The sequence below is a fragment of the Mycobacterium sherrisii genome (assembly GCF_002102355.1).
GTDB lineage: Bacteria > Actinomycetota > Actinomycetes > Mycobacteriales > Mycobacteriaceae > Mycobacterium > Mycobacterium sherrisii.
In genome coordinates, this window is sequence record NZ_LQPT01000033.1 from 87,583 (window position 1) to 98,614 (window position 11,032).

Annotated in this window: 12 protein-coding genes; all 12 read right to left on the reverse strand. The window is 67.9% G+C overall.

What is annotated here, in order from left to right; translation table 11 throughout:
* Positions 1–133 precede the first annotated feature (133 nt).
* A complete protein-coding gene (locus AWC25_RS06565; RefSeq protein WP_085166511.1) occupies positions 134–535 on the reverse strand; it encodes an Rv3143 family two-component system response regulator in 402 nt (133 codons plus the stop codon).
* 83 nt (positions 536–618) lie between these two features.
* Positions 619–1,032 carry a nuclear transport factor 2 family protein gene (locus AWC25_RS06570; protein WP_069400196.1) on the reverse strand — a complete coding sequence of 138 codons (414 nt, stop codon included), beginning with the start codon at positions 1,030–1,032 and terminating at the stop codon, positions 619–621.
* Between the two features lie 9 nt (positions 1,033–1,041).
* The gene (locus AWC25_RS06575; RefSeq protein WP_069400281.1) at positions 1,042–1,380 is read right to left on the reverse strand and encodes a DUF6285 domain-containing protein; all 339 of its coding nucleotides are present in this window, start codon (positions 1,378–1,380) and stop codon (positions 1,042–1,044) included.
* Positions 1,380–2,417, reverse strand: coding sequence for a phosphotransferase family protein (locus tag AWC25_RS06580; RefSeq protein ID WP_069400195.1), 1,038 nt, complete (start codon positions 2,415–2,417; stop codon positions 1,380–1,382). The genes AWC25_RS06575 and AWC25_RS06580 overlap by 1 nt, the downstream gene beginning before the upstream one ends.
* Positions 2,414–3,652: an acyl-CoA dehydrogenase family protein gene (locus AWC25_RS06585; RefSeq protein ID WP_085166512.1), complete on the reverse strand. Its 1,239-nt coding sequence runs from the start codon at positions 3,650–3,652 to the stop codon at positions 2,414–2,416. The genes AWC25_RS06580 and AWC25_RS06585 overlap by 4 nt, the downstream gene beginning before the upstream one ends.
* 24 nt (positions 3,653–3,676) lie before the next feature.
* Positions 3,677–4,306, reverse strand: coding sequence for a TetR/AcrR family transcriptional regulator (locus AWC25_RS06590; protein ID WP_085166513.1), 630 nt, complete (start codon positions 4,304–4,306; stop codon positions 3,677–3,679).
* A complete protein-coding gene (locus AWC25_RS06595; RefSeq protein WP_085166514.1) occupies positions 4,303–5,214 on the reverse strand; it encodes a hydroxymethylglutaryl-CoA lyase in 912 nt (303 codons plus the stop codon). Before AWC25_RS06595 ends, AWC25_RS06590 begins: the two co-directional genes overlap by 4 nt.
* Positions 5,211–6,494 carry a CaiB/BaiF CoA transferase family protein gene (locus tag AWC25_RS06600; protein ID WP_085166515.1) on the reverse strand — a complete coding sequence of 428 codons (1,284 nt, stop codon included), beginning with the start codon at positions 6,492–6,494 and terminating at the stop codon, positions 5,211–5,213. Before AWC25_RS06600 ends, AWC25_RS06595 begins: the two co-directional genes overlap by 4 nt.
* Complete coding sequence (locus tag AWC25_RS06605) at positions 6,491–7,690, reverse strand: alpha/beta hydrolase (protein WP_085166516.1); 1,200 nt, start codon at positions 7,688–7,690, stop codon at positions 6,491–6,493. Before AWC25_RS06605 ends, AWC25_RS06600 begins: the two co-directional genes overlap by 4 nt.
* The gene (locus AWC25_RS06610) at positions 7,690–8,793 is read right to left on the reverse strand and encodes a homogentisate 1,2-dioxygenase (RefSeq protein ID WP_085166517.1); all 1,104 of its coding nucleotides are present in this window, start codon (positions 8,791–8,793) and stop codon (positions 7,690–7,692) included. The genes AWC25_RS06605 and AWC25_RS06610 overlap by 1 nt, the downstream gene beginning before the upstream one ends.
* A gap of 170 nt (positions 8,794–8,963) precedes the next feature.
* Positions 8,964–9,932: an NADPH:quinone oxidoreductase family protein gene (locus tag AWC25_RS06615; protein WP_069400189.1), complete on the reverse strand. Its 969-nt coding sequence runs from the start codon at positions 9,930–9,932 to the stop codon at positions 8,964–8,966.
* A 22-nt stretch (positions 9,933–9,954) separates the two neighbouring features.
* On the reverse strand, positions 9,955–10,953 hold the full coding sequence (locus AWC25_RS06620; protein ID WP_069400188.1) for an acrylyl-CoA reductase family protein: 999 nt from the start codon (positions 10,951–10,953) through the stop codon (positions 9,955–9,957).
* Between the last annotated feature and the right edge of the window lie 79 nt (positions 10,954–11,032).

The following is an 11,032-nucleotide window of genomic DNA, read 5'->3' on the forward strand; positions in this document are numbered from 1 at the left end:
CATAGCGTGAGCCAGCAACGCTATGTGGCCCGGGTGGTGCTAAACCGGCGTTCTCGGTGTGAGATCGGGCACGTTTTTCCGGCAGGCCGAATACGGCGCCCTGAAGGCGCCGGGAAGGAGCAGGTCGTCGGCGTCAGGCGGCGGGCGCGCGAAGCAACCCGAGCACGGTACGGCCCAGCACAATCGGGTCGATGGGATGCGGCACCGAGGCCTCGGCCCGCGACCATCGCGCCAGCCACGCGTCGTCGGCCCGCCCGGTGAGCACCACGATCGGCGGGCAGGACTCGAGTTCATCTTTGAGCTGTTTGGCGATGCCCATACCGCCAACCGGCGTGGCCTCGCCGTCCAGGATGGCCAGGTCGATGCCGCCCTTGTCCATCGTGCGGATCACCATCGGTCCGGTCGCCACCTCGACGTAGTTCAGCTCCGGCAGGTCGGGGTGCAGTTGTTTGCCGAGGGCGCGCTTCACCTCTTCGCGGGTATTGGGGTTGTCGCTGTAAACCAGGATCCGCAGAGCGATGGTGGCTTCGGACACGGTGCAGATGCTACTGGTGCTACGCCGCGTTCATTGGGGAGACCACTGGATTTCGAGCGGGTTCGGGGGCCGGTGGTCGTTCGTCAGCCGATCAGCGGCGCGATCTGGGCCGGGTCGAAGTACTCGTCGATCCGCTCGATCAGACCGTTTGCGCCCACCCTGATCACGATGCACACCCGCATCGAGATCGTCCGGCCGGCATGACCCGTGGCGTGCAGGATGTGTTGCTGGACAAAGCCGCTGACCGCCCCGTCCTCGAAGAAGCGGCGGTCGAGGATCTCATAGCGGCGGGCGGCGGTCGCCGTGATGAACCAGTCGATGACCCGCAGCGCTCGGGCCTTGTCGTCCGTCCGGAGGGGATCAGGGCCGGCGCCTGCCCGCCACACCGCAATGTCCTCGCTCCACAGCCGTTCGACCGCGGCCTTGTCGCCGCGTGTGATCGAGGCGAACAGCCGGTCGGCCGTCTCGGCGACGACCGCGGCGGTGACAGCGGTCATGATGGCCTCCTATTCGCTGTCGTATCCGGGATGGGCAACCGCCAACCGATTGCGAACCAGGGTCCGCAGGCCGGCCAGCACGTCACCGGCTCGGGCGTCGAGGTCACCGGCCCGGATCGCCGCGGCGAGTTGCTGCTCGTCGGTGAAGCCCAGCGCGGCCAGCGCGGCACGCGACTCGGCTTCGCTCTCGTCGAGCAGCTCGCGCTCGACGATGCGCAGGGCGTTGGCCGCCACTCGGGCGTGAAAGTTGACCTGTCCGCTGGTCGCCGCGCGGACGTCGGTCTCCAAAAATTCGGCCACCGCGGCCACCAGTTCGGCCGCCAGCGGGCGGCCATACGCACCGATCATCACGGCATCTCCCCTGATTGCCCGCCTCCTCCTCGCGCCGCTGCGCGGCGCGCATCGTCACCGGGCGCTTCGAGGAGGTTGAGGATGTCCCATTCCGTCTCGCAGACGCGGCGGCCGATCGTGGCCAACTCGACCGAGCGCGACTGACCGCTGAGGTGCCGCTCCGCCTGGAAGCGACAGATGACACCCCAGCGCAGCGTCGCCAACACCAGCCACCAGTGCAGCGTCACCCGGTCGACGGTTGTCGCGCTGGCTTGCTCGTATTCGCGGACGAATCTCTCGATGCTGCCCAGGCCGCCGGCCCCCAGGCTGGCCGGGGCGCCGAACCGCCAGGCACGAATGCAGAACCACGCCAGGTCTTCGTAGGCCTCGCCGCGGTGCACCAGCTCCCAGTCGAGCACGGCGGCCAAGTGGAATCCGTCCACGATCAGATTCCCCATCCGGTAGTCCCCGTGCACCAGTACCGGTGCCGACGGTGCCGGCCGATGGGCGGCCAGCCAGCGAAAAGCCCACTCGAAGGTGGCCGTGGTGTCGTTCATCGCGTCGAGACGCGCGCGGTATTCCTCGAGCTGGTCCTGATAGTCCAGCCCGGGAATGTCCACGTCGGCGCGATGAATGGCGGCCAGCGCCTGCGCGCATTGCCGGAGCAACTCGGTTCGGCGTGCGTGCCCGTCACCGGCTTCGAGTTGACGCTGGATCCGACGGACAATGGTCTCGCCCTTGATCTCGTCGCAGATGAGGAACGGATTACCAAGGGCGGCAACCGAATCCTGGGCGACGAGGATGTGGGGGACCGGCGCACCGGCAGCGGCAGCGGCAGCCTGGGACCGGGCTTCCAGCTCCATGCCGGCATGCACGTCGTCGGGAGGTCCGGTACGCAGGATCAGTGCCCGGCGCTGCGCACCGGTGACCGCGTCGAAAGCCCACGTGGTGCGGCTGGCGCCGCCGGTCAGGGCGCGCAGGTTCTCGATCGCGGTGTCCGCACCGAGAACCGGCGCAAGCACCGCGACTAGCTTGGCATCCAGATCCGCGGTCATTGCTTGCCAAACTTGAACAGCCGCTGCGCCACTCGGCGGATCTGAATCTCCTCGGCCCCCTCGGTGATCCGGTAGCGGCGGTGATGACGGTAGATGTGCTCGAACTGTTCGTGCCGGCTGTAGCCGAGTCCGCCGTACACCTGCATGGCGCGGTCGGCGGCGTCGCAGACCAGGCGGTTGGCGCGATAGTTGGCCATCGACACCTTGTCCGACACCTCCATGTGGTGGTCGCGGTCTAGGTGCCAGGCCGCGTATTGCACCAGTAGCCGTACCATCTGGGCCTCGGTCTGCAGCTCGGCCAGCGGCCATTGCACGGCCTGGTTGACCGACAGCGGCTTACCGAACACCGTCCGCTTGGCCGCATATTCGGCGGCCCGGTCGATACAGTATTGCGCGGCGCCCAGGCTGCTGGCGGCCTGACGAATCCGGTTCTCGTGCAGGAATGTTTGCGCGACTTCCAGGCCGCGGTCGACCTCCCCGAGGACGGCGTCGGCGGGTATTCGCACGTCGGTCAACTCGACCTCGCCGTGGTCGGTGGGCATGTTGAAGGTCCACCAGTAGTAGGGGACCCGGAATCCTGGCGTGTCGGTGGGGACCAAAAAAGCGGTGATGCCGCGGGCTTGCCCCGGCTCGCCGGAGGTGCGGGCGAAGATCAGGTCGTGGGTGGCGCGGTGCACCCCGGTGTTGAACCGCTTGGCGCCGTTGATCACCCAGCTGTCGCCATCGAGCCGGGCGGTGGTTTCCAGCCACGTCGCGTCGGATCCGTGCTGCGGCTCGGTGAGTCCGAACGCCATCGACCGCTCGCCGGTGATCAGCGCTTCCGACCACTGGCGCCGCTGCTCGTCGGTGCCGAACCGTTCCATCATGATCACCTGGGGAAAGTTGCCCACGATGGAGGATTCGTTCTGCAGGTCGTTGTGCAGGCCAAGCCCCTTGTGCGCGAGATGTTCCCGGATTACGGCCATGTCGACGTTGGTGCCGTCGCGTCCGCCCAGCGAGGCCGGCAGCCCGTAGCGCAGCCAGCCCGCCTTGTCCGCGCGCCGCCGCATTTCGGCGAGTAGCTCCTCCCACGCCGACGTGGGGATGCCGTCGCGGTCCCAATCCGTGCGCGCGTATTCGCGTCGCTGGTCGAAGTATTGGATGTGCTCACGTTCCAGCGGCTTGATCTCGGCCTCGATGAAGGCGTCTATCTCGGCCAGCACGCCCGGAAGATGTTCTGGGAGGGTAAAATCCATTACAATCTCCTTGCGATCTCGCGGTTACGCGCCATAGAGCGTTTTCTTCCACACCGTCGACAACGTGGCGATGGCGTCCTCGTCGCTGATCTGGAATCCAAGACCGGACTGCCCGACGAAAACGGTGGTGAAGTTCTCGAACAGCAGCGCGATGGCCGCCGCGGTATGTCGTGGGTTGAGTTCAGCGCCGTAGCCCTGCTTCTGCGCGCGGAGCACGGACGCCGCGATGATGTCCATGCCGAACCGTCGAAACTCGTTCTGCACGGCCGCAAACCGCTGCTGAGTGGTGGCCAGTTGGGCGACCGCGATCATGATGCCGATGTTCTGCTTGAAGATGTTCCAGTACCCGCTGACCACCGAACGGAAGAAGGCGTCGTCCTGCGGCGACTCCGGTAGCGTAACGTTCAACCCCGATGGTGCCACGACGTCGTGCAGGAACGACTCGGCCAGCGCGGCCAGCAGGTCTTCCTTGTCGGCGAAGTACCGGTAGAACACCGCCGGTGACTTTCCCGCCGCCGAGGTGATGTCGGCCAGCGTCGTGCCGTGAAAACCCCTTTCGGCAAACAGCTTTCGCGCGGCTTGCTCGATGGCCTGGCGGGTCTGGCGACCCTTGGAGGTCAGCGCCGGCGACGAGTCGGGCGTGGGCACCCTCATCGGCTCCTGATCCGGTCGCCGGCGCGCAGCAGCGCACCCGGCAAGTCATGGCCCACAGCCGATCTCGCGACCTCGGCGGCCGCGATCGCGGCCTGCAGGTCGACGTCGACGGTGCAGCCGCTGTCGGTGAGCAGGTAGACCAGATCCTCGGTGGCAATATTGCCGGTGGCGCCCGGCGCAAACGGGCAACCCCCCAGCCCGCCCACGGAGGCGTCCAGCCGGGTGACTCCGGCGGTAACCGCCGCATACGCGCTGGCCAGCCCGGCGCCGCGGGTGTTGTGAAAGTGCGCCCCCAGCGGCAGGTCACCGATCACTTCAAGCACCTGGGCGATCAGTGCAGTGACCCGGCCGGGAGTGGTGGTGCCGATGGTGTCGGCGATCGAAATGCGGTCGGCGCCGCGGTCCCGGGCGGCCGCGGCGATCTCGACGACCCGCCGTGGCGGGGTAGGGCCTTCGAACGGCGAGTCCCAGGCGGTCGCGATGATGACCTCGACGGTGGCCGGAGACCCTGGGGCGGCGTGCGCGATGGTGACGATCTCGTCGATCTGCGCGGTGGCCTCCGCGCTGGTGCGCCCGACGTTGGCCGTGCTGAACGCGTCGTCGGCGGCCACCACGTACTCGATCGAGCGCAACCCCGCGGCCACGGCCCGCTTGGCGCCGTTGGGACTGGCGACCAGCGCGGAGAATTCGATGTCGGCATAGTTGTGCAGGTGCGTGGCCAGCTCGGCGGCATCGGCCATCGAGGGGACCTTCGTGGGGGAGACGAAGGCGGTGGCCTCCACCTCCCGAACGCCGGTCGCGGCGACGGCCGCCAGCAGTTCCAGCTTGGCCGACAACGGGATCGGCGTTTCGATCTGCAACCCGTCGCGCAGGCCGACTTCGCGGATGGTGACGTGGGTTTGCGTCACAGCACCCCCTCGGCGCGCCACTGCTCGAGTTGCGCGGTTGTCTTGCCCAGTAAGCCGACGTAGACGTCCTCGTTGTGCTGTCCGGGACGGGCCGGACCGGCATGGCGGACGGTGCCCGGTGTCTCCGAAAGCACCGGAACCACGCCCGGGCCAAGGACATTGCGCTCCAGGCGTTCGTCGTAGTGCTCGACCAGCATGCCGCGTGCCCGCAGTTGTGGATCTTCGACGACCTCCGCGACGGTGTTGATGGGACCCGCGATGACGCCTGCGGCGTTGAGGGTTTCGACGATGTCGGCCGGCTGCCGCTCCGCTGCCCAGGCGCCGATGATCTTGTCGAGCTCGTCTTGATTGCGGCCGCGGGCGACGTGCGTGGCGAACCGGTCATCGGTGGCCAGCTCTGGGCGGTCCATCGCCGCGCACAGCCGGGCGAACACGGTGTCCTGATTGGCGGCAATCACCACCCAGGAACCGTCGGCGCTGCGGTAAATGTTGGACGGCGCGATACCGTCCAGCCGGGTGCCCGACGGTCCGCGCACCACGCCGCCGACGTCGTAGTCGGGAATGGTGGATTCCTGGACGGCCAGACATGCTTCGGTCAGCGCGACGTCGACGACCTGCCCGCGCCCGGTCACGCTGCGCCGGTACAGCGCGGCCATCGCGCCTTGGGCGCCGAACATGCCGGCCAGGGTGTCGCCCAGGGACAGGGCCAGCCGCGGCGGCGGTCCGCCGGGAAAACCGTTGAGGTGCCGCAGCCCACTGGCGGCCTCGGCCACCGAGGCGTAGCCAGCCTTGTGCGCGTCGGGTCCGGTCTGCCCGTAGCCGGACACGCGGACCAGGATGATGCCCGGGTTGCGAGCGCTGAGCACGTCGTAGCCCAGCTGCCACCTTTCCAGCGTGCCCGGGCGGAAGTTTTCCACCACGATGTCGGATTTCTCGACGAGCTCACAGAACAGCTCGCGGCCGCGCGGCCGGCGCAGGTCCAGCGTGACCGCTTTCTTGTTGCGCGCGGCCACGGTCCAAAACACGTGGTGCCCGTTGTATTCGGCTTGCCCCCAGGTGCGCAACGGGTCCGGCGCGCCCGGCGGCTCGATCTTGATGACCTCGGCTCCCATGTCGGCGAGCTGGCGGCCGGCGAACGGCCCCGCGATCAGGGTGCCCAGCTCGAGCACCCGGATGCCGTCCAGCGGTCCGCTCGGTGTTGTTTGCCGCCGCTGCGCTGGATCGCGTTGTCCCCCGCACGAGGACGGCGCCCCGACTGGATCGTCGCCGACGGATGTCATTGCGCGCTCGCGAAATCGTGGCGGACCAGCCAATCGGAGACGAGGTTGACGGCTTCGCGCAACTTGTCACGCTGTTGGGGTCCGGCGTAATAGTGTGTCGCACCGGGGATTTCGTACATCTCCTTGTCGGGGTGCCCGAGGGCATCGAACAGCCGGCGGGTATGGCTGGGGGTGCACGCGTCGTCGGCCAGGTTGCCGATCACCAGGGCGGGAATCGTGATGTCGCGACCGCACGCGATGCCGTCGCCGCGCGCCTCGTCATAGCTCCACTGCGACAGCCAGCCCCGCAGCGTCGAGAACCGGGCCAGCCCGACGGGGCTCATGTTCACCACCCGGGGGTCGCCCAGGTAGCAGGTTCCGGGGGTGCGTTCGTTGGGGTCGACGCTGGGGTCCAGCCACCGCGGGTCGGCCATCGTGCCGTGCACGACGAAACCGAACTCGTCTTCGGGACGGCCCTGCGCGCTCAATTCAGCCAGCTTCTCTTTGACCCATGCGGTGATCCGGCGGTTGCGATCGATCTGGGCTTGACGGTACCGGGCCAAAAATTCCTGGCTGTATGGCGGCTGGTTGGGGTTGGCGGGGTTGTACAGATCCAGCTCGGGATCGCGCTTGGTGGGGTCGGATTCGTCGAGGATGGACGCGTCGAGCCATTCGGTCAGCGTGCCGTGCCGACTGATGTGGGCGGCCAGCAGCATGATGCCGTCGGCGGCGGGCAGTTCGAGCTTGGTGAGGTCGGGGCCGTCGCCGGTAGGGCTCGCAGTGATCGTCGCGTGCTGGGCCTGCTGCTGGTAGAACAGCGACAGCGAACCGCCGCCACTCCATCCGGCCAGCACGACCTTGCGGTAGCCGAGCCGGCCCTTGGCGTCCTTGATGCACTCGCCCAGGTCCTCGACCACCTTTCCCATCAGAAGAGCGGCGTCCGTACCGCGGAATCGGCTGTTGCAGTAGATGACATGGTGCCCGGCGCGTGCGAGCGCGTTGATCATCGGCAGGTACGCGCCGCCACCGATCGGGTGCATGAACACCAGCACGGTGTCCGACGCCGTGTCTTTGGGCTTGAGCAGGTAGCTTTCCAGCACGGTCATCTCGGCCAGCCCGCCGTACACATCGCGGACCGTCGAATTGGTCTGGAAGGCAACCAGATACGGGATTCGGTCGTAGTCGTGCTTGACGGTTTGTCGCACGGCGTGGCTCATCAGTGTTGCCCCAGGTCGTGTGCCAGTACTTCGGGCGACGGTGTCAGTCGGCGGCGGGTGTCGATCGCGATCACCTGCCAGTCGACGCGCGAATGTTCGTCGAATTTGCGTCGTGCCCGCTCCCGCGCCTTTTCCGGGGCCCCATGGTGAACTCCTTGCGGCGCATGGGTTATCAGCCCCGGGGGCATCGGGATGCCGTAGAGCGAGCCACCGTGGAAGAAGGCGATCTCGTCGTAGTCGACGTTGCGGTGATACCACGGCGTGCGCTCGGTGCCCCGAACGCTTTCCGCCGCCCGCGGCAAAAAGTTCATCACGTAGACGCCGGTGGCCTGCATGAACAGATGCACAGTTGGCGGCAGGTGGACGCTGTCGGAGGTGATCACGTTGTAGTCGTCGACGTTGAAGGTGAACGCAAAGTTGTCGCCGCGCCATCCTTCGACGTCGAGCGGATTGTGCTGGTAGTACAGCGTTGTCGGCCCGCCGACATGGACGAGCCGGACTTCGTACTCGTCGCGCTCATCATCTTCGATCGGCGCGGGCTCGGGGATGGTGGCCTGGGACGGGTCGAAGGGGAAGTGGCGGCCCAGGGCCCCCGGCGGGGGCACCCGAAATTCGTCGGTGGCCTCGACCATCAGCAGCGTCGTCGCCTCCTTCGTTGCGGGGTCGGGCACCTGACGCCAGGTGCACGCCTTCGGCAGGTACACCCAGTCGCCCTCGCGGTAACGCAGCGGGCCGAACTCCGTCTGCAGCAGACCGGCGCCTCGGTGCACGAAACACAGCAGGTCGCCGTCGACATGGCGGACGAAATACGGCATCGGTTCGGCGCGGCGGCTTAGCAGGATGCGGCAGTCGTCGTTGCTGAACATCAGCAGCGGCCCGCCGTGGGCGTCGATGCTGTCGCCGGGCTTGAGCTCGCCGGACAGCACATCGACGGGACGTAGCGGCCCGAGCGCCCGGTAAGCGGTCGGGTCGTGGCGCCGGTAGATGTTGGCCGTCCGTCCGGTGAAGCCGCCGCGGCCGAGTTCGTCGTCCTTGAGTCCGTCGAGATCGGCGTGCAGACGGCGCGGGGTCCTGCCTTTGCGCAGGTGAACGAAGGATTCCATGGTGACTCCCGAATGGTGGAGCGGGACGGTCGAGTCAGAAACTGAAAGTGACATTAGTTTCTCTTTTGCCACGGCACAAGGGCGGGCGGCCGCGCCGTTGCGTCGAGGCTTAAACCATCGCGAGGTCTTGCGGCGTGTCGTCGCAGACGTTTACGTGTCGCGGGTCGTGCTCAACGGATGCGCAGGACGACTTTGCCCTTGGCGGTGCGGTTCTCCATGGACGCCACCGCGGCGGCGGCCTCCTCCAGCGGGTAGACCTCGGGCTGCGGCGCGGCCAACCGGCCGGAGCTGAGCAAGCGCTCGAGGCCGGTCCACTGCTCTTCCAGCGCGCCGGGGTGCGTGCCCGTCCAGGCGCCCCAGCCCACACCGACGACGTCAATGTTGTTCAGCAGCAATCGATTTACCTTGACGGTGGGGATCTCCCCGCTGGTGAAGCCGACGACCAGCAGGCGCCCGCCGGGAGCAAGGGACCGCAGCGAATCGGTGAACCGGTCGCCGCCGACGGGGTCGACGACCATGTCGACGCCGCGACCGCCGGTCAGTTCCTTCACCGCGTCCTTGAAGCCGTCGGTCTGCACCACATCCGTCGCGCCCGCCGCCAGGGCGACCTGCGCCTTCTCCTCGGAGCTGACGACCGCGATGGTGCGCGCCGCGCCGAGTGCCGGTGCCAGGCGCAGCGTCGAGGTCCCAATGCCGCCGGCCGCGCCGTGCACCAGCACGGCCTCGCCCTGGTGCAGCCGGCCCCGCACGGTCAGCGCGAAGTAGACCGTCAGATCGTTGAACAGCAGCCCGGCACCCGCCTCGAAGCTGACGTTGTCGGGCAGCTTGAACGCCCGCTCCGGCGACAGCACGGCCACCTCGGCCATACCGCCGGTCAACATCGTCAGGCCGACGACCCGGTCGCCCGGACCGACATGGCAGCCCTGCGGGGCGGACCGGACGACCCCCGCGATCTCGGCGCCGAGCACGAACGGCGGATCGGGCCGGTACTGGTACAGGCCCCGGGTGAGCAATGCGTCCGGAAAAGCCGCGCCCGCGGCGTGCACGTCGACGATGATCCCATCGCCGGTGGGCTCGTCGATCTCGGCGATCTCGATCGCGTCCGGTCCGTCTAGCCGTGTCACCCGTGCTGCGCGCATGGTCGATGAGCCTACTGCCAGCTCAGAATCCACCGGCGACGCGGACCACCGCGCGACCCGAGAATCTGCCGGCGCGAAGCTGATCCAGCACATCGACGACGTCCTTGACGTCGACGTCCTTGGTCACCGCATCCAGGTGCCGCGGCCGCAACGAGTCGCCCAGCAACGCCCACAGCTGGCGGCGGCGGGCGATCGGCATCAGCACCGAGTCCATCCCCAGCAGCGCGACGCCCCGCAGGATGAACGGCATCACCGTGGTGTGCAGGGCCGGCCCGCCGGTGAGCCCGCTGGCCGCGACGGCGCCGCCGTAGTCGATGGTGCTGAGCACGTCGGCCAGTGTCGCGCCGCCGACACAGTCGATCGCACCCGCCCAGCGGGCCTTGGCCAGCGGCCGCGGCTTGGCGTCGGGGTCGGCGGGCAGCCGCCCGATAACCTCCGCCGCACCAAGCTCTTTCAGCAATTGGGCGGCGTCTTCCTTACCGCTGGACGCGACCACGTGATAGCCGGCCGCCGCCAGCAAATCGACGCTGACGGTGCCGACGCCGCCGGACGCGCCGGTGACCACGATCGAACCGCTCTCGGGCGTGATGCCCCAGTCCATCAGTGCTTGCACGCTCATCGCGGCGGTGAAGCCCGCGGTTCCGATCGCGGCGCCGTCACGCGGACTGAGCGAGCCCAGCGCGACCACCTGGTCGGCCGGCAACCGCGCGTACTCGGCGTAGCCGCCGTGGTGGCCGGTGCCGATCTGGTACCCGTGGGCCAGCACCAAGTCGCCGACGCCGAAATCCGGCGACTGCGATTCGACGACCTCGCCGGTGAGGTCGATGCCCGGCACGACCGGATAGCTGCGCACCACGCCGCCGCCCGGCGTGAGCGCCAGTGCGTCCTTGAAGTTCGCACTCGAATACAGGACCCGGATCGTCACATCCCCGGGGGGCAGATCGGAGGCGCCGAGCGTCTCGACCGACGCGGTTATCCGATCGCCATCTTGACGGGCCACCAGCGCGTGAAAGGAATCCATACGTTTCTCCTATGTCAAGTCGCTGCCGTTTGGCAAGGCTGTGTTCGGGTGTGGTGGTCGGTGTGGAGGTGGCCGAAGA